At 52.4% G+C, this 14,968-nt stretch carries 26 protein-coding genes and 1 pseudogene; 20 read left to right on the top strand and 7 right to left on the bottom strand.

The annotated features are described in order from the left end of the window. A pseudogene (locus H6F43_RS03585) lies at positions 1 to 322 on the top strand (IS701 family transposase); the annotation flags it as partial. Positions 323 to 327: 5 nt separating this feature from the next. Here the strand turns inward: H6F43_RS03585 and H6F43_RS03580 are convergent. Further along, positions 328 to 1,344, bottom strand: coding sequence for an NACHT domain-containing protein (locus tag H6F43_RS03580; protein ID WP_190340741.1), 1,017 nt, complete (start codon positions 1,342 to 1,344; stop codon positions 328 to 330). A 115-nt stretch (positions 1,345 to 1,459) separates the two neighbouring features. Between H6F43_RS03580 and H6F43_RS03575 the strand changes: the two genes are divergently transcribed. The 4 genes from H6F43_RS03575 (at position 1,460) to H6F43_RS03560 (ending at position 5,186) form a co-directional block, all read left to right on the top strand. Next, the gene (locus tag H6F43_RS03575) at positions 1,460 to 1,663 is read left to right on the top strand and encodes a hypothetical protein (protein WP_190340738.1); all 204 of its coding nucleotides are present in this window, start codon (positions 1,460 to 1,462) and stop codon (positions 1,661 to 1,663) included. A gap of 142 nt (positions 1,664 to 1,805) precedes the next feature. Beyond that, entirely contained in the window at positions 1,806 to 2,003 is a 198-nt protein-coding gene (locus H6F43_RS03570; protein ID WP_190340737.1) for a hypothetical protein, read from the top strand. Positions 2,004 to 2,056: 53 nt separating this feature from the next. Continuing rightward, complete coding sequence (locus H6F43_RS03565) at positions 2,057 to 2,215, top strand: hypothetical protein (RefSeq protein ID WP_190340735.1); 159 nt, start codon at positions 2,057 to 2,059, stop codon at positions 2,213 to 2,215. 2,005 nt (positions 2,216 to 4,220) lie between these two features. Further along, the gene (locus tag H6F43_RS03560) at positions 4,221 to 5,186 is read left to right on the top strand and encodes a hypothetical protein (protein ID WP_190340733.1); all 966 of its coding nucleotides are present in this window, start codon (positions 4,221 to 4,223) and stop codon (positions 5,184 to 5,186) included. On the opposite strand, the gene H6F43_RS03555 is transcribed toward H6F43_RS03560, so the two are convergent. Together H6F43_RS03555 and H6F43_RS03550 are read right to left on the bottom strand one after the other, a co-directional pair. Further along, a complete protein-coding gene (locus H6F43_RS03555; RefSeq protein ID WP_190340731.1) occupies positions 5,183 to 5,944 on the bottom strand; it encodes a hypothetical protein in 762 nt (253 codons plus the stop codon). The two genes, H6F43_RS03560 and H6F43_RS03555, sit on opposite strands and share 4 nt — an antisense overlap. Before the next feature lie 65 nt (positions 5,945 to 6,009). Next, positions 6,010 to 6,591 (bottom strand): hypothetical protein, encoded by a 582-nt coding sequence (locus tag H6F43_RS03550; protein ID WP_190340729.1) that lies wholly within the window; start codon positions 6,589 to 6,591, stop codon positions 6,010 to 6,012. 105 nt (positions 6,592 to 6,696) lie between these two features. Between H6F43_RS03550 and H6F43_RS03545 the strand changes: the two genes are divergently transcribed. Both H6F43_RS03545 and H6F43_RS03540 read left to right on the top strand, forming a co-directional pair. After that, positions 6,697 to 7,236 (top strand): thermonuclease family protein, encoded by a 540-nt coding sequence (locus H6F43_RS03545; protein WP_190340727.1) that lies wholly within the window; start codon positions 6,697 to 6,699, stop codon positions 7,234 to 7,236. 379 nt (positions 7,237 to 7,615) lie between these two features. Then, complete coding sequence (locus H6F43_RS03540; RefSeq protein ID WP_190340725.1) at positions 7,616 to 7,810, top strand: hypothetical protein; 195 nt, start codon at positions 7,616 to 7,618, stop codon at positions 7,808 to 7,810. A gap of 11 nt (positions 7,811 to 7,821) precedes the next feature. Here the strand turns inward: H6F43_RS03540 and H6F43_RS03535 are convergent, their stop codons facing one another. The 3 genes from H6F43_RS03535 to H6F43_RS03525 are packed head-to-tail and all read right to left on the bottom strand — an operon-like array spanning position 7,822 to position 9,017. Next, a complete protein-coding gene (locus H6F43_RS03535; protein ID WP_190340724.1) occupies positions 7,822 to 8,160 on the bottom strand; it encodes a hypothetical protein in 339 nt (112 codons plus the stop codon). Next, positions 8,157 to 8,774, bottom strand: a complete 618-nt coding sequence (locus H6F43_RS03530) for a hypothetical protein (RefSeq protein WP_190340722.1) — start codon at positions 8,772 to 8,774, stop codon at positions 8,157 to 8,159. Before H6F43_RS03530 ends, H6F43_RS03535 begins: the two co-directional genes overlap by 4 nt. A 54-nt stretch (positions 8,775 to 8,828) precedes the next feature. Beyond that, positions 8,829 to 9,017 carry a hypothetical protein gene (locus H6F43_RS03525; RefSeq protein WP_190340721.1) on the bottom strand — a complete coding sequence of 63 codons (189 nt, stop codon included), beginning with the start codon at positions 9,015 to 9,017 and terminating at the stop codon, positions 8,829 to 8,831. A 110-nt stretch (positions 9,018 to 9,127) separates the two neighbouring features. On the opposite strand from H6F43_RS03525, the gene H6F43_RS03520 reads away from it, so the two are divergent. The 4 genes from H6F43_RS03520 to H6F43_RS03505 are packed head-to-tail and all read left to right on the top strand — an operon-like array spanning position 9,128 to position 10,876. Continuing rightward, positions 9,128 to 9,682 (top strand): hypothetical protein, encoded by a 555-nt coding sequence (locus tag H6F43_RS03520; protein ID WP_190340719.1) that lies wholly within the window; start codon positions 9,128 to 9,130, stop codon positions 9,680 to 9,682. A 56-nt stretch (positions 9,683 to 9,738) separates the two neighbouring features. Beyond that, the gene (bamE, locus tag H6F43_RS03515) at positions 9,739 to 10,038 is read left to right on the top strand and encodes an outer membrane protein assembly factor BamE (protein WP_190340717.1); all 300 of its coding nucleotides are present in this window, start codon (positions 9,739 to 9,741) and stop codon (positions 10,036 to 10,038) included. After that, positions 10,038 to 10,406, top strand: coding sequence for a hypothetical protein (locus H6F43_RS03510; protein ID WP_190340715.1), 369 nt, complete (start codon positions 10,038 to 10,040; stop codon positions 10,404 to 10,406). Before bamE ends, H6F43_RS03510 begins: the two co-directional genes overlap by 1 nt. Beyond that, positions 10,406 to 10,876 (top strand): hypothetical protein, encoded by a 471-nt coding sequence (locus tag H6F43_RS03505; protein ID WP_190340713.1) that lies wholly within the window; start codon positions 10,406 to 10,408, stop codon positions 10,874 to 10,876. The genes H6F43_RS03510 and H6F43_RS03505 overlap by 1 nt, the downstream gene beginning before the upstream one ends. Positions 10,877 to 10,893: 17 nt before the next feature. On the opposite strand, the gene H6F43_RS03500 is transcribed toward H6F43_RS03505, so the two are convergent. Beyond that, positions 10,894 to 11,301: a hypothetical protein gene (locus H6F43_RS03500; RefSeq protein WP_190340711.1), complete on the bottom strand. Its 408-nt coding sequence runs from the start codon at positions 11,299 to 11,301 to the stop codon at positions 10,894 to 10,896. Positions 11,302 to 11,385: 84 nt separating this feature from the next. Here H6F43_RS03500 and H6F43_RS03495 point away from each other — a divergent pair, with 84 nt between their 5' ends. The 9 genes from H6F43_RS03495 (at position 11,386) to H6F43_RS03455 (ending at position 14,745) form a co-directional block, all read left to right on the top strand. Continuing rightward, the gene (locus H6F43_RS03495) at positions 11,386 to 11,721 is read left to right on the top strand and encodes a hypothetical protein (protein ID WP_190340710.1); all 336 of its coding nucleotides are present in this window, start codon (positions 11,386 to 11,388) and stop codon (positions 11,719 to 11,721) included. A gap of 74 nt (positions 11,722 to 11,795) precedes the next feature. Then, entirely contained in the window at positions 11,796 to 12,074 is a 279-nt protein-coding gene (locus H6F43_RS03490) for a hypothetical protein (RefSeq protein WP_190340708.1), read from the top strand. A 142-nt stretch (positions 12,075 to 12,216) separates the two neighbouring features. Next, entirely contained in the window at positions 12,217 to 12,534 is a 318-nt protein-coding gene (locus tag H6F43_RS03485; RefSeq protein ID WP_190340706.1) for a hypothetical protein, read from the top strand. A 79-nt stretch (positions 12,535 to 12,613) separates the two neighbouring features. Continuing rightward, positions 12,614 to 12,862 carry a hypothetical protein gene (locus H6F43_RS03480; RefSeq protein WP_190340704.1) on the top strand — a complete coding sequence of 83 codons (249 nt, stop codon included), beginning with the start codon at positions 12,614 to 12,616 and terminating at the stop codon, positions 12,860 to 12,862. Next, complete coding sequence (locus H6F43_RS03475; protein ID WP_190340702.1) at positions 12,862 to 13,038, top strand: hypothetical protein; 177 nt, start codon at positions 12,862 to 12,864, stop codon at positions 13,036 to 13,038. Before H6F43_RS03480 ends, H6F43_RS03475 begins: the two co-directional genes overlap by 1 nt. A gap of 2 nt (positions 13,039 to 13,040) precedes the next feature. Beyond that, on the top strand, positions 13,041 to 13,358 hold the full coding sequence (locus tag H6F43_RS03470; protein WP_190340700.1) for a hypothetical protein: 318 nt from the start codon (positions 13,041 to 13,043) through the stop codon (positions 13,356 to 13,358). A 48-nt stretch (positions 13,359 to 13,406) separates the two neighbouring features. Then, entirely contained in the window at positions 13,407 to 13,928 is a 522-nt protein-coding gene (locus H6F43_RS03465) for an antirestriction protein ArdA (RefSeq protein ID WP_190340698.1), read from the top strand. A gap of 57 nt (positions 13,929 to 13,985) precedes the next feature. Next, on the top strand, positions 13,986 to 14,423 hold the full coding sequence (locus H6F43_RS03460; protein WP_190340696.1) for a hypothetical protein: 438 nt from the start codon (positions 13,986 to 13,988) through the stop codon (positions 14,421 to 14,423). A gap of 37 nt (positions 14,424 to 14,460) precedes the next feature. Further along, entirely contained in the window at positions 14,461 to 14,745 is a 285-nt protein-coding gene (locus H6F43_RS03455) for a hypothetical protein (RefSeq protein WP_190340694.1), read from the top strand. Positions 14,746 to 14,968: the final 223 nt, after the last annotated feature.

Here is a 14,968-nt window from a genome sequence, read left to right as displayed (position 1 = left end):
GAAGTGGTGGGAATTGGTCATGAGCGCTTTCCTCATGGTCAGTTTGTTTGCTGATGCCTTTAACAATACCTGTCCATTAGCCCATCAGCAGTTTGCAAAACATCCCTGGTGGAGCAACCAAAGTGGTTGGAAGCACTTACTCAATAACCTGCGATTGGTCATTCAACCATTGATTTGTTTCAACTGGCTTAAACGATGGTTAGAGGTGTTTCCCATTGATCCATTAGAAGCTGGATTTAAGCAATTGATGCACCAGATGAATCAGTTTGCTTGTCCACTTGTGCAGGGGCTCAACTTGCAGCTACTGTTTTCATCCGCTTAGAGTGATTAAAGAGGGGTATAAGCAAAACTGGCGATTTGTTCATCGGTGAAGTCGGCAATTTCTACCTCTGTAAATTGCTTAAAAATGTATTCCTTGGCGGCAATTCGGCAGGTCATGACCAGTTGATTCTGGTCGTACTGGTCTGCAAAGCTCTGGATCTGTTGCAGCACCCGTGTACTGTCCGTTTCTCTCACCTCATCCAGTCCGTCAAGCAGAATCAGCAGCCGTCCGTGCCGCAGCAGTTGTTCTACCGAGGTCTCATTCCAATTCAGCAGCGACTCCAACAGCCCCGTTTTCACCTTCACATCGGGAGCCACCCCATAGCTGCTAAAAATTTGCTTCAAGTAATCCAACAAACTGGGCTGGTCGGTAGCTTCAGCAAAATCTTTCAGCGTCACGAATACTGGAATGCGCTCAGTTTGAAACTTTTCTCCAACACATTGCAGCGTTAGGTGTTTCAAAAAAGTAGATTTTCCTGCCCCTGGTTTGCCTAAAATTAATAGATTTTGATGTGCCTCAACCGCTTCAATTCCTGGAACTCGCTTTTCTTGAACGTTGCTTAACCCAAAGCGCTCAAAATTTTCTACATTAATGTTCTTCAATTGATTCAGATCAAGTCGTCTGCGTCCTGTAATTTTCTCTAGGATGTTGACGTTGGTGTAGATGTCGTCCAGCCCAATGCTCTGCTCCATGTCCAGCACTCGCATCGTTCCGTAGCGCTTCAGAACATTCGCTCGAATAATGCTGCGAACTGCTTGCACCAGTTCGTCAATGCTGGACAGTTGACGGGCTTGTTCACCCCCTGCTTCCGGTTCTGCAATGGTTCCCCACTCCAGCCCCAGCTCAATGCAAATGGCTTGAAACAGACGCTTCTCGACGGGTCTTCTGGCAAAGAAATTACCCACAGTCTGACGGTTACAGCGAGCACCCCCCGCAACATAATCCTGGGTCCAGCCCTTGCGTTTTAGGGCAAGTTCCGCTGTTTTTACCCCGTCGATCGAGGCTCGTAAAGATCGCGCCATAGTCTTTCCCAGATCTCTTACACAAGTCTGACATAACCCCAACGCCTTACTCAGACCACGGTTGAAGGCTTCCCAGCGATGCTGAAAGAGTCAACCCAAGCAACTGAGGTAATCAATGCCTACTTCCACTCCAACTCAATCTACTCCGTCTTCCAGCTCGGTTCCGGCTCCCCAAACCATCCAAATCCAGATTCCCTCGGATGGGTTTCGCTTGCCAGCGTCTACCCCGCCTGAGCAAAGTGATATGGGCACCTTTGCTGTAATCATTGGGCTTGTCATTCTGGCGAAAACGCTGCTAGGCACATCCTCTAGCAAGTGAACAACAGCGTACACGATCTCCGCCAGTTCGCCCGTCCGCTGTGACATTTAAGCCCTCGCTCCTCAGTGAGGGCTTGATCCGCCCAGCAGTGCGACGATGGCTTACAGGACACTTGCGAACTGTCTCACAGGACAACAGGACAATGATTCACTGGACCCTCACGGCTGCACTGCTGGCGATCGCCTACTGGCTGGGTCGGCGGCACGGCTGGAAAGATTACGAGCAGCAGATGTCAAAGGCACTGAATCAAAATCAAATCGCGTTCAAGCTTGGAGTACCACCGGATCACGAATTCTGGAGCGATCACGCGGTCAGCACAAAGCAGCATGGAAAGCGTTAGCGAAGTGCTACGGGGATTTCAGCTACATCAGCGGCTCACTGCTGCTGGATGAAATGAACGAGGTACGAGTGCAAACCGAGATTGAAGCCTACCCATCTGTGAGAGTGTTCGGTGGACAGCTCGAACTCTCCAATGCCCGACCTGCACAACTGGCACCGCTGCGGGAATTCTGGATCTTACAAGGCAAAGCGATCGTAAAGGTGCGATCGTGAGGGAGCTTGTACAGAGGACGTAGGATAGAGGTGTGAGGGCAGGGCACAACATCGCTACAAACAAGAAAAGCCCAGGCATCTCTGCCCAGGCTTCATGTGTCAAAAGCTAGATTCGATTGTGTTTGTACGAAATGCGCTGCTCCTCACTTTCGCGGTTGTACATCCGCAGTCGGAGGTGGGGCTGGGGGTAGTTTTGGGATTTGGTTGAACCCAATCCAGCCGGTCGCAAGAATGGCAAGCACAAACAGCAGTGGTCTAAGTTGCAGAACTGCTCCCTCAGAAAGCCGCAGTTGTAGGACCAGTTTTTCAGCCAGGTTGACCTTCAGGTTCAAACCCAGAGGCTCAGGCTGATCGTCAACAGGGGGAGGTTGCTTACGTGTAAGCATATGGCGATTACTCCAAATGGGTTTACGCTACAAACCCTGGAGGTGACCTGAAAAAGAATTGGAACGTAGCGAAACGCTTTCCCTGCTGAGTCAGAGAGTCCGACGGTGAATTTTTAGAGGTGTCGGCACTGAATAGTTGGCAGGCTCTTTTGAGCGCATACCAACACCTAGCTACCAAATGTAGCTAAAGTCAAGCGAGGAAAGCGTCGCATGTCCTATCTCTCAACAGGACAAAACCTCGCAGGAATAATTCAGTTGCCGAACACACTCAATGTTGGATTTCTTGATTAAGCCGAGTTTACCCTCTCGTCACAAGGCTGGTTCCAGCCGCGTAGCGGCTTACATGAGATGTGATCGGGCGCGGAGAAAGGAAAGCTCTGTTGTCCATTCCGCCGCAGTTAGTCCATTTCATCTCCTTGTCTAAGGGTTGCATAAAGTAGGACGGGGTCCAAGAGACAGAGGGAGTCTCCCAACATCCCGATGCGTAATTCACACAGCAACTACCCACCGTACCTTGCGTACCTCATGATGAGGTGACACGGACTTGTGCATCATATTAACAAAAAACTCTAACAGGCAGGTATGGTAAGTGTTTGCAGTGATGAACCTTTGGGCGATGTCCTGCTTTCTGGATGGTTCGATACCTGGTACCTGTCCCAACCTGCTAGAACTATCTGACTGGGTGATATTCGCCTTGATTGGTTTTTCCACATGCCTCTTTGCAAAATCTTGCCCTCCAATAACTTCCTTCTCTGTAGCAGGGGCATCCTAATACTGTTAGGTCAGGCATCAATTAATGAATGCAGGATGCAAGCAGGCGCGATCGCCCAAACCAATCTTTTTTGTACTGCTGCTGCTGTGCGGCTGTACAGCCCAAGCACAATCCCCTACCCCCACAGCTCCTCCGGCGACAACTCCCGCGATCGTCACGAGTAGCAACGCTCAATCCAGTGGGCGATTCAAAGTTAAACTGACGCTCACTAGTCCCGACGATTTGAAGGTGCGAGAGGGCGATACCATCGTCCCCGGTCAAATCATCGCCGATCGCGTTCGGGACCGCAGCCGCCTACAGTTTCAGCGCGATGGACTCACCCGCGAGATCGCACGACTGCGACAACTGGCAGCGTTACCAATGCCCGATGTGAAACCTCTACCTGACAGCAGCTTCTTAGAGGAATCGGCAGAGATTGAGCGACTGAAGCACAAAGCCAACGACACCAGCCGCCAACGGGAACAGCAGCAGCGCAAAATCGATGTGCTGCAAACCATGCCCAAGGAAGACGTACCCGAAGCGGTGATTCCGCATGAGCAGGTTGTATTGGAGCAGCGGCAGCGAGAAAGCAACCAGTCAGCCGCAGAAGTGGAACTGGCGCGGGGCAAACTATCAAAGGCACGAGAGAAACGGCAGATCGAGGAGTACAGCCACTCGCTAGAGATGAGCAAACGAACGATCGCCATCCGGGAACACGAACTCAAGACGCAGGGACAGCTCGCAGATTTAGAAGCGCGGTTGTCTCAGGTTGAGGTTTCACTGTCGCAATTATCCGCAGTTCGCAGCCCCTACGGTGGGCGAGTTCAACGCATCAAATTCGAGGGACAGAATGATCAGAATCTTGCTGTTGAGTTGGTTCTTGTGGTCGCTGGTGGCACTGGACGCCCAGGCGCAATCGAAGCCAGCCCCACCCCTCAAAGCCCCACCGGAGATCTCCCAAGAGTCACCGTCCCCCGAACAGTCGGAGGAGACGCCCAACCCTAACCGTATCGGCGACCCCGACGCGATCGAGCCAGAATCCAACCCGCTCAACCCCGCTGGTGATTCGCTCGATAAACTCATCCAGCTACGCATCAATGACGATGTGTGGAAGTCGATGTTAGGTGAACTGCCCTGTCTTGAAACCGCCGAGGCGTGCATCAAAGAGCTTCAAACGCTGGCGATTCAAAACTCTAGCAGCCTAGCGGCGATCGATGAACGAGTTCAAATCGTTGAGCAGAAGATCGAGGAAGCCCGCAAAAACAACCAGGACACGATCCGGCTTGGGGTGTTCGAGCCGTTGGTACAGAGCTATTTGAAGCTAGAGACGATACCCGGTCAGAATGGGCAACCCGCACGGCAGCGCGGCTTCCTCGATCGCATCTTTAGCATCTTCGCCCAACCACTCAGCGGCATCAATGAAGTGCTGTCATTAATTGGAGTACCACTGTTCAAAAACATGATCGGTGGGGGTGAAGCAGCCCAGGCGCGAACGATCGCTATCACGGACCTACAGGTGAAGGTGGCTGAGATTCAGAGGCAGCGCGGCGAGTTGGCAGACAAGACCCGCGAGGCTGTGATCATGCAAGTGTTGGATTTTGATGTCGTGCGGCGAGACTTCCAAGTGAGCCAGGAAATCGCGCGACGTGAGGTATTACGAGCGAAGCTCGTCGAAGTGGATTATCGCTTTACGGCAGAAGTCAGCACCCAAAGCTATTTGAGCAACCTGTCATCATTGGACCAACAAAAAGCCCAAACCTACAGAGCTTGGGCAAGAATGCGATCGCAGATGACGCGCATCAAACTATTAGTATTAGGTGCCGAAGATGGTTAGGGGACAGGCAAAAAGAGCCGACCACCCAAACATTTAGGAATTTGCTTATCCGGCTTGATTGGCGTGGTCGATCGACGGAAGTTGTAGAACGATTCTGATCGACCCTGCCTAACGCTGAAGTAACCTTGATCATTCGCTCTCGCTGGATATTTCACGCTCACTGGAAGCTTGAGCAGCCCACAGCGATCGACTTTAGCAAAGCGCTGTCGAATTTGAGTGCTATTAACCTGGAAAGCCTTAGAAGACAAACCAATGATGTAGATAGTTTCAGTCTCTAGACGAACATCTTGAGCCTTCCGCTTCCAGCGAAACTTGAATCGAGTGTTATCAATCAATGAAATTGCCTTGATACCTGAACCTGCTTTTAACTCTTTCCAAGGCAGGTCTGAGCGAACCAAGCCCCCATTGCAAGGATTGGTATTGTTTGCAACTTTCGTCAAAGAGTTGGGCTTAAATGAAATATCGCCAACAGGTGTACCTCGCAGCGTCAGATCAAAGAAATCGTAGTAAAGAGATAGTTTGAATTTCGAGCTTCCCCACAAGCGATGTACTGGACACGCCAGGTTAGGGTGTCGGTACATCTGGACTTCTTGATAGCGGGTCGAAGCACCTTCATACGTGAATTCGACGGTTGAATTAGGAGGCAATTCGCGCCCTGTAAAGTAAAGATTCTCCTTGCTATCTCGGTAGGCAGTCAGCGCCAATGCAGGGGATGAAACTGATAGCAGCAGCGCGACGATCGCAAGCACAAATTTCATGATTCCACTCCAATAAAAAAGCCCTCTAAGCAGAGGGCACGGACATTCACCTGTAAAGACAAAGACTACTGAGGTATGAACTTCACACCGTTGATGCAGCGCCCTGGTGTTTGAGTGGGCAGATCTGCTGTCGTGTAAGGAGTCGAAGCGTAAGTAAAACTCGCAGGCGCAGGATTCGTTAAGGAGTTACTGATCCGCACAAAGCCACAAACAGAAGCGCGGTACTGCTTAACCGAAGGAACACCTGTGTAGATCACATCGTAGTTAATCCCTGCAGTCTTAGCGACCAAAACCACCCGACCATCTGAGGTCTTAAAGTTCGTAGCACGCGCCTCTTTCAGAGCGTTGTCCACGCAAGCGGGTAAGCTCTGCATGGGTAGCGTAGTCGTGTCGATCGTCTCACCACCGACCACAATTGATCCGGGAATCGGCGTTGAAGTATTGGGCTTGCTAACCACAACCAGCCCACAATAATTAGCCTTAACTTTCTTCTTCGATTCGCCTGCCTCAATCGGAACTTGAGCGTTAGGCGTAACATCTTGGATGTGAATGTTGCCATCCATATCCTTGAACGGCGCAGCAAACGCAGAGAAAGCAGGCAGAACGGACGCAGCAGCGAGAGTAACGATAGCAATTTGGCGAAACATTGGAGATCTCCTCTGAACTTGAATCAACACAGTTACATTCCCGAATTGGGAACTCTAAAACCTGTACTGACCAAGCTTTAGGCAGTGCATCAGGAGATTTACTTGATGAAACGTAAAACTCTAATGAAGTTATTAGGGGCAACGATCGCCCTTTCTGGTTGCTCATCCCAAGCGCAGCAGCTCCCCCCACAATCCGCACAGCCGCCGGTGCCTACCACAGCAGCAGAGCCAGTGAAGCGAGTCAGCGACGGGGATAGCTTGGTGCTTCGTTCTGGGGTAAAAGTCAGACTATGTGGCATTGATGCACCAGAGAAATCACAACCGCTGGGGGAAGAGTCCAAGCGAGCATTGCAGCAATGGATCGACCGCGGCAAGGGGAAAGTGACGGTGCAGCCCATCGAGCAAGACCGCTACGGGCGCACTGTAGCAGAGGTTTGGATTAATGCACCAGGCACTAAATCAGAATTGGTGAACTCTGGTATGGCTGCGAACGGAATGGCATATCATTACGAGCAACACAGCAGCAGTTGCCCGAATCGAAGCGCGATCGTCAGTGCGGAATCAGAAGCACAGAAGGCAAAGATGGGCGTGTGGGCAAGCAGCCAGGAGCGCCCTTGGGACTACCGCAGAGATAAGGCTAACTAATGACTTATGTCACTGAACGATCGCTAGAATTCTGTATCGCATGGGCACAATTTACTAGCTGCTGACAGCCTATTTAAATCTGTTTTAGTCCAAATATTCAGTATTGGACTAGCTCAAGTCTTGATATGCACATGTAGTGGTAATTTCAGCGCGTTGTCCTACTGCGTGTATAGCAGAAGGGCAACGTTTTTTAATGGATTACTGCCGATAAGCGGAGCAAATGTACTCTAGTGATGGGTGGAGACAGCGATCGGGCACAATTGCCCCAAGCCTGTCACCACTGGCTGTCACCACTTAAGGGAAATCTGTCACCACCCTCTGTCACCACTTGTCACCAAGTTTTAGTGAATCTGTCACCACTTGTACCCAATCTGTCACCATGCCTAACCCTCGGCTCTCGCTTCGCATTCCACCGGACCTGATGGAGCGTTTACCCCAGAACGAGAAAGAGCGATCGCAGTTCGTGATCGATGCGCTGCTGCATAAATTAGAGCCAGCCACCCCAGAGGATGAACTGGCTCAGGTCAAGCGACGGCTAGAGGTGTTGGAGAGGCGACTAGAGATAAAGGTTTGAGCTTGACTCACTCAAGCATCATCGTCATTGAGTCGATCTTCTAATGGGTCAGCGCGACCAATGCCCAGACTCATGAGTTTTGCCCGAATATCCTCGCTTGTCAAACCGCAGTAGTAGTAACGCTTATGGCGTAAGTTCGCCAGGTAGTACCCCTCCTTGCCAGCATTGATGCGGAACAACTCAATCACGACTTGTTGCTTAGATATTCCGTACATCAACTCGAAATCATCGAAGTCAGGGGTTGCGATCGGCAATCTTTTGTAAAACAGTTTTCCCTTCCGAAGCCGCCATCCTCCGGCTACCCGTCTAAAAATGCGGATGTAGTCGGGATGAATAACTGAATCGGTCACGGCTTTTGTACCTTCCAAGCAGCTTCAGCACCGTTCTTCCCAGCCCGCTCAAACTTAAAGCCGAAGCGCTCAAAGTCTTTACTACCAAGGTTCTTTAGCCCGACCAGTGGCGCGAGTTGTGACGACGACAGCAACCAGCCTCGATCGCACGCTTCCTGTAATGAACGCAAGTTGGCGAGTGGGTCCGCGATCGGTGCTGGTGGTAGCTGCTGCCGAGCCGTGATGATGTCTACTACCTTGCCCGCGATCGAATCCATCAGGGCAGCAATGCCGAAGACAGCCGGAGCCGGTTCATTCGGCTTGATTGAGGTTGCGATTTCTGGTCTGTCCTGTGTCCTGTAGGACACCTGCCGTCTGTCCTGTAGGACACTATCTAAACCTGCTGAGGCGTGAGCAGCCGGAAACGCGGCGATCGTGCGCCCATTCTTAAGATGCTTGTGCAACTCGTCCATCAGCCTGACTTGCTCGGCGTTATAGACATTTTTACCCTCAAGCCTTTGGGCTTCCATGTCATAACCCTTCTGTTTCAGTCCATTAATCCGGCTGTTGATGTTGGAGCGTGATTTCTCGTAACGCTCCTCGAAGTCCTGAATCGTTAGCAAGTAGGTTTCCATGTGTCCTATGTCCTGCCCTGTGTCCTACAGGATAGCCGAAAGGTTCATGTACAACTACTTCTGTTTGTCCTGTCCTGCGTCCTGTCCCATGTCCTGTTCAGATTCTGGTAGGACAATTTGACCGTCAAGCCACAGCTTAATTAGCTCAACAGTCACGTCGCTCATCGTCACACCTTTTTCGCCACAAGTGCCCTTAAACCGACGCTTTAGCGATTCCTCAATCACGATTTTCATCTCTGCCATTCGGTAATTGTGTCATGGGCATATTAACTTATTTACGTTTTCCCTAACCTCCTTATTCCCATAAGGGAATGATTGCGTTATTCTTACGGCAGTTTATCTACAGAACTGCCATGAATAAACCCTGGATTGTGCGGCAGCGGCTCAACGATCGCTGTTGTCGAGTTGTGGCGAGATTCTCCAATGAATCAGACGCCGCAGGCTACCGCGATACCATCAGCCGCCAGCTTCAAAGGAACACCTACGAGGTGGCTTACGACCCCAGCAACCAAGCGATCGGAAGCCTGATTCAGATTGTGATCGTGACGGTCGCATTCTTTCCACTGCTGGGCTGCACTCGTTCAGAGATGCAGTCACTTGGTCGATCGCTGAGCATTTCGTCCCAACCTGCAACAGCATCGAAAGATCCAGCGCTGCCGCCGGTGGGGACCGCTGATTATGGCAGAGAGGGCACAATCACTGCTGATGAGGCGAGGGTATTGAAAGCCTTGAACTTCGAGCAGGGGCAGAGTTACAACGCCATCAAATCGCGGCTAGGACTACCAGCAAAGCGTGATTGGACCAACGGCACGGACTACTACCGCATTGAGGGCAGCAGCGGCTGGGTAGCCATCCAGTACGACTCCAATGGACGAGCCTTCAACTACGACGCAACACGCGGTAATTAACCGGGGCGCAGCTACCAACTACCACCCCGGACCCCATCGAAACTAGAGGTAATTCAATGATTAGCAGATTCACAGCACTCTCGATCGGACTGCTGCTAGGACTTGGCAGCGTCTATGGAATCACAGCTTCAATCGATGCGATCGCCAAACCTACCGACAAGCTACCAGGCAAAGTTGATGACCAACAATTGAGTCAGCTTAAGAAAGGGATGACCGAGCAGCAGGTAATTAAAGCGTTAGGGATACCCAGAGCCAAGTACAAATCGACATTGCTCTATGTGAGAGGAGACGCAACGGTAGAGATATACTTCAGCGGTGAGAAATACACACGCCACGAAATCACCAAAGCAGGTTAATGATCAAGATCGCACTAATAGCCAGCATCGCCGCTGTTCCTGTCTCGCAATGCGCTCGCATTGTCGTTCCTGCTGGTGGTGGATCTGTGGTGCGTCCTGCTGCCCAGCCTGCCCAACCACAACGACCGATCGCGCCAGGCGCAGGAATCCATCGAATTGATGATCCTGATAAACCAATCCAGAGCCAAATTATCGATTATGTTTGGGGTGACACTCTAAACGAAGCTGAAGCGAAGTGTAGGCAGATTGCAGCCGAGACTGGAACGACTTTTAGCCAAGTCAGACGCACCAGTCAGAAAGGCAAGAAGTGGGAGTGCCACGTCTTGAGCAACCATCCCGAACCGGAAACCGACGATCGGAGGCGATAATGCACATCATCAAATACATTCAGGTTTATCCTGACGGCTACGCTGATCCTGAACGATTAGCGCACGACCCGGACTACCAGCCGGGGAAGTTTGGACCTGTTGAAGATTACGAGATTCGGCAGGCAGACAGCGCCCCACAGATCGGTGAAGTAATTGATGGCTGGATTGTGGTTCAAATTGATCACTATCAGCCTCAGAACGATGAATGGCACTTTTGCACTGCTATCTGCACACTAGACGGGAAAATCCCCAAGCGGCACGACTGGAGCAGCCCAGGCGCTAAAGTATTGACTTTCTTCTTAGAGGGAAGTGAAATTACTCGCAATGAGGACGGCTCAGCCATATTTGAGTTGAGCGATCGTCCCAATCACGAGGCAGAGCTTGTGTTCAAACCCCAAAACGGACGACCGGTAGCAGGCTACGACTACGTGATGGCAGTACAAACAGCCTCAAGCCTCGTCGCTGCTTAGACTTTAAACCGACTCAACTAGGCGATCGCTCTCCATCGGGGCGATCGCTTTTTGTGTCCTGTGTCTCGTAGGACAGGTAGCAAGTGTCTCATAGGACAGTGAAAATTTAGCCGCTGCCGTGCTGCTGGCGCTGGCGCACCGATGCCGGAATTGATCGAACGATGCAGCCTATTCGATGACCCGCTACGCCCTTTTCCCGTTGGTCGAGCGGCTTCGCTACTTCTCCGTCCGCCCGCCTCTCTCCGTCTGCGGTGCTCCTGCGTGCGCTCCTCATCTCCATTCGGCAGGCTCCCAACAGCCGCGATCGCTTTGCTGCTGACGCCCTGTGCAAAGTTGCCGCTACGTTTCGCGCCATAGGCAATTCTGCCCTCTGTTCTCCGCTCCCGTTGGTCGCCTCGGCGCTCCGCGCACACGTCGGGCGTCATTTAGCCTAGGGCGCTCCACTCCGCTGTCTCAGGGAGAAGAGAGAAGAAAAGAGAAGGTGAGCGAAAGGGTTGTGACGGTTGCGTGTGCCAGTTGTCCTAGTTGCCGTCTTCGGCGTTGGCTTGGCTCTGCCGCTGGCGCGGCGGTGCCCAGTTCCCGGCAGGGTGCCTTATGGGTTCTGTTTCCCTGCCTGGTTTGGGTTTTGGCTCCGCTGCGTTGCGCCCCGCTGCGGTTGGGTCCGTTTCCTTGCGTCTGCTGCCGTTGTTTCCTTGCTGCCCCGATCGCTGGCTCTCAGGTTTTCCCGGTCGGTTTCCGTTGGTGGTTGGCTTGCGGTTTGCGCCTACTTCGTGGGTTGCCTCCCCCTGGCAGGTGTCCGGGTTGCGGTTCGGTGGGTGCCCCTGCTGCCGCCTCCGTTTGTGTAGCCCTTCGCGCCTCTCTTGCCCCCTCGCCTTCCTCTATATTTTAAGCTATAATTAGCTTAATTAAGATGTGTTCTATGCTCTTTCCTTTTCCCTCTGGTTCGTGGTGCCGTCCGGCTCAGTTCGGTTCTGGGGTTGTGCTGTGGGTGCCGTTGTCGTCTCCGGCTGCGGTGGCTGGTTTGGGTTCGTCGCTGCGGGCGTTGGGTGCTCGCTTGCTAGAGCCAGGGTTCCCTTGCGACTCAGGTGTGGCGCTGCATTTGGGCTGTCCGGCTTGGCTTCGGGCTTCGTTACTATCGCAGCTTCCGCGCCCCCGTTCTGCTGGCTCTCGCACTCCTGGCGTGCTGCTGCCTCGCTAGTTCCTTCGGCTTAGGCAGCGTACCCGCTGCCCTCCTGCCTCCAGTTTTGGGGGCAGTTTTGTTGTGTGAATCTAAGGTAAAGATAGCTTATCTGTAAGGCTTAATAAGCTATAATTAGCTTAGTTGAGTTGGTTTTCACCTCATGACTTCTAAGGTTCGTCGATTAGCTGATGGCTTCTCTCTACTAGTCTTGTCTCCCCGGTTAGCGCTGATGTATCGCGCTCTGAAACGCCCCGGCAGAGGTGGACGCATGGATCGCATCCAGTGCGGTTACTTCGGCTTTGAGTCGGAGGAGCAAGCCCAGCAGTTTGTTACGGGCATTAAGCGACAGTTCGGCGAGGTTCGAGCAGCGGTGCGCGAGTCCGATCGCCTCCCAAATTGCGCGTGGGAAGTGAAGGTGTGGGAGTTCGATGGCTTGCTGCCGTTGGCTCTCCAGTGTGCTGAGAGAAGCGCTGCCTAAAAGCGCAATGCCCTTACCTGATTCGCGGTCGGGTAAGGGCAGTTTTCCACCCCAGAACAACAGAGATGGAGATTCAATTATGGACTACTCACTATTAGCCGATTACGACGGCTACCACTGCAACGAAGCGCCCGACGACCCAGAGCCACCAGCAGCGCCAGCACCTAAGCCACAGTGCGGCATGTGTGAGAACTATCAGCGTCCCAAACCCGGAATGTGGGGCTATTGCAGATTACGTGCTGCGGCAGACATCCACCCATGTAACTTGCCTCCCTGGGATTCCTACGCGGAGCGATGCCACTTCTACAGCGAAGAGGTGCCGTTCTGATGAGCAGAGAGTTTCTACACGCCTACCTCCGCTCGCAAGAGGCACACAAGGCGATTCATCAACTCACTAAAGCCTTTGAAGCTGATGCTACCGACGCTGAGCTAATGCGGCAGCTTGGAGAAGTACAGCGCCTTCTAAACATGGTCTACTCGTTCCTCCAGGAAACCAGGCTCTAACCATGCAACAAGCACTCATTAAAAACTTAGAGCCTCTGTCGCCGCCTAAAGGCTGGGAGAAACGACGCATCCAGGACTTTTGGGAAGACGCCACCGCAGCTCAGAAGCAGGTAGTAAACGGCTTCCTCCGCGACTACTGGCTGGTGGATGCCAGCAGGCACAAAAACCAGAAGGTTTGGTTTCTCTACTTCGAGAGAACAGTTCATTGCGTTGTGAACGACGAGTCAAAAACCTGCCACGTTCAGCGCTTCACCATCTGGCTAGACCGCACAGGCAAAATCAAGAGCTACCGCAGGCAACCGCAAGAAAAGGTCATCTAGCACGATCGCGGGAGTCGTGCCCCGCCTTTTACTTCAGAACACAAGGCAATGACACCGAGAGTTTATTTTGCAGACCTGGCAGCCTACAACAATGGGCGGTTGCGCGGCGTTTGGGTCGAGTTTTACGAAGGCATTGAACCCGAAGAAGTGCAGTTCGCGATCGATTACATGCTGCACGAGTCAGAAGGCGAAGAGTGGCGCATCGATGACAGCGAGAACTTCGCAGGCTTTCAAAGTTGGGATCTAGAGAAGCTGTGTCAGGTTGCCGCCCTAATTCACCAGCATGGTGAGGACGCGGTTAAGGGCTATCTCGCTCATTTAGGCAATGATGCCGACCTTGACGAGTTCAGCGACTACTACATCGGCTGCTACAAGTCTGAAACGGCTTTCTGTGAGGAGCGTCTAGGCGAGGAAGGCGGCATCTGCACCGCAGCCGAAGCAATCCAGGTTTTTGATTGGGCAACGCTTGACCAATACATCGATTGGGAGGCAATCGCCAACGATGCCTTTATCAATTCCTACTACTCGCACGAAGTAGGACACGAAGAGATCCACGTCTACACGCGATAGCAGCCCCAGCGCTGAACCGGGAGTAGTGCCCCGGCTCAATTCATACCCCAGAACACAATGCAAATGCACCTGTTACGCGGCACCATCAAATACACAGCAGGCAAGCCCAAAGACCACGGCTACGGGGAGAAGATCAACGTCGTTGTTACCCCCAGCGACGGCAGCGACGATATTAGGGTTTGGGGCAAGCCTGACGATCCGATCGCCCAACTCCGCAAAGGCGAGGAAGTACAACTCTTTCACGATGGCAAGGCTTACCGCATTGTCAGCAGTGACGACCCACCTGCCAGCAGTAACGGCAATGGCAGCGGCACGGCAGCGGCGACAGCTTCCCCCGCTGCTGAACCTGTGGAGCCGAACGACGAGGATATCCGCGAGCTAGTGGGCATCTTTCGGCAGCTAAAGAAAGCGTTACCTGATGCATGGGAGGATACCTGTAGAGCCTTTGCACCAACGGTTTTTATGCAGCGCTGTCGCAGTGAGGGAGGCGTTTAGAATGCTATCTTTGACTAGCTGTGTCGCTATCTTTCCCATGACCTCAGAACAGCAAGCGAAAGCTATCTTGCAGGCGATCGCCGCTGAAGCACAAGTGAAGTTTGGCGATGATTGGCAAGCCGATTTGGTTCGTGCCTACTGCCAGATTGAGCAGGCAGAGACAGGCAATGAGAAGGCGATTCCTGTGAACCGGAGAGGGCAGATTCTACGAGCGTTTAGCGAGGGAAACACGACGCTAGAAACGCTCTGCCGACTGGCGCAGGCTGTGGGGGTTGAGTTTGAGATGGTGGTGACGCGGCGAGAAGTGCGGCGGATTAACTAGATTGAAGATTAGGACACGTGCGCGGCGTGCGGAAGCGATTAAGGGAGTGATGTTTAAGGGTGCAAGCTTGATTCGCTACGGGATTTACACTCAAAAGGTTTGAGCCTTACTCCTTGGCTTCTTCCTGAAGCTGAGTTTGCTTGATCGCGCCTTTATATAGCAGCCGAGAAAAATAATCGATAAGAGTAGCTGTCCAACTTTTGGTGTCTGAACTGTTACAAGA

This window comes from Leptolyngbya sp. FACHB-36, assembly GCF_014695955.1.
GTDB lineage: Bacteria > Cyanobacteriota > Cyanobacteriia > Leptolyngbyales > Leptolyngbyaceae > FACHB-36.
This window is presented reverse-complemented; position numbering and strand designations above follow the sequence as displayed.

Bases quoted from the DNA above. Each gene is read 5' to 3' on its own strand.
- H6F43_RS03580 (WP_190340741.1), bottom strand. From the start codon at position 1,344: ATGGCGCGATCTTTACGAGCCTCGATCGACGGGGTAAAAACAGCGGAA.
- H6F43_RS03575 (WP_190340738.1), top strand. From the start codon at position 1,460: ATGCCTACTTCCACTCCAACTCAATCTACTCCGTCTTCCAGCTCGGTT.
- H6F43_RS03570 (WP_190340737.1), top strand. From the start codon at position 1,806: ATGATTCACTGGACCCTCACGGCTGCACTGCTGGCGATCGCCTACTGG.
- H6F43_RS03565 (WP_190340735.1), top strand. From the start codon at position 2,057: ATGAACGAGGTACGAGTGCAAACCGAGATTGAAGCCTACCCATCTGTG.
- H6F43_RS03555 (WP_190340731.1), bottom strand. From the start codon at position 5,944: ATGAAATTTGTGCTTGCGATCGTCGCGCTGCTGCTATCAGTTTCATCC.
- H6F43_RS03550 (WP_190340729.1), bottom strand. From the start codon at position 6,591: ATGTTTCGCCAAATTGCTATCGTTACTCTCGCTGCTGCGTCCGTTCTG.
- H6F43_RS03545 (WP_190340727.1), top strand. From the start codon at position 6,697: ATGAAACGTAAAACTCTAATGAAGTTATTAGGGGCAACGATCGCCCTT.
- H6F43_RS03540 (WP_190340725.1), top strand. From the start codon at position 7,616: ATGCCTAACCCTCGGCTCTCGCTTCGCATTCCACCGGACCTGATGGAG.
- H6F43_RS03530 (WP_190340722.1), bottom strand. From the start codon at position 8,774: ATGGAAACCTACTTGCTAACGATTCAGGACTTCGAGGAGCGTTACGAG.
- H6F43_RS03525 (WP_190340721.1), bottom strand. From the start codon at position 9,017: ATGGCAGAGATGAAAATCGTGATTGAGGAATCGCTAAAGCGTCGGTTT.
- H6F43_RS03520 (WP_190340719.1), top strand. From the start codon at position 9,128: ATGAATAAACCCTGGATTGTGCGGCAGCGGCTCAACGATCGCTGTTGT.
- bamE (WP_190340717.1), top strand. From the start codon at position 9,739: ATGATTAGCAGATTCACAGCACTCTCGATCGGACTGCTGCTAGGACTT.
- H6F43_RS03510 (WP_190340715.1), top strand. From the start codon at position 10,038: ATGATCAAGATCGCACTAATAGCCAGCATCGCCGCTGTTCCTGTCTCG.
- H6F43_RS03505 (WP_190340713.1), top strand. From the start codon at position 10,406: ATGCACATCATCAAATACATTCAGGTTTATCCTGACGGCTACGCTGAT.
- H6F43_RS03500 (WP_190340711.1), bottom strand. From the start codon at position 11,301: ATGACGCCCGACGTGTGCGCGGAGCGCCGAGGCGACCAACGGGAGCGG.
- H6F43_RS03490 (WP_190340708.1), top strand. From the start codon at position 11,796: ATGCTCTTTCCTTTTCCCTCTGGTTCGTGGTGCCGTCCGGCTCAGTTC.
- H6F43_RS03485 (WP_190340706.1), top strand. From the start codon at position 12,217: ATGACTTCTAAGGTTCGTCGATTAGCTGATGGCTTCTCTCTACTAGTC.
- H6F43_RS03480 (WP_190340704.1), top strand. From the start codon at position 12,614: ATGGACTACTCACTATTAGCCGATTACGACGGCTACCACTGCAACGAA.
- H6F43_RS03475 (WP_190340702.1), top strand. From the start codon at position 12,862: ATGAGCAGAGAGTTTCTACACGCCTACCTCCGCTCGCAAGAGGCACAC.
- H6F43_RS03470 (WP_190340700.1), top strand. From the start codon at position 13,041: ATGCAACAAGCACTCATTAAAAACTTAGAGCCTCTGTCGCCGCCTAAA.
- H6F43_RS03465 (WP_190340698.1), top strand. From the start codon at position 13,407: ATGACACCGAGAGTTTATTTTGCAGACCTGGCAGCCTACAACAATGGG.
- H6F43_RS03460 (WP_190340696.1), top strand. From the start codon at position 13,986: ATGCAAATGCACCTGTTACGCGGCACCATCAAATACACAGCAGGCAAG.
- H6F43_RS03455 (WP_190340694.1), top strand. From the start codon at position 14,461: ATGACCTCAGAACAGCAAGCGAAAGCTATCTTGCAGGCGATCGCCGCT.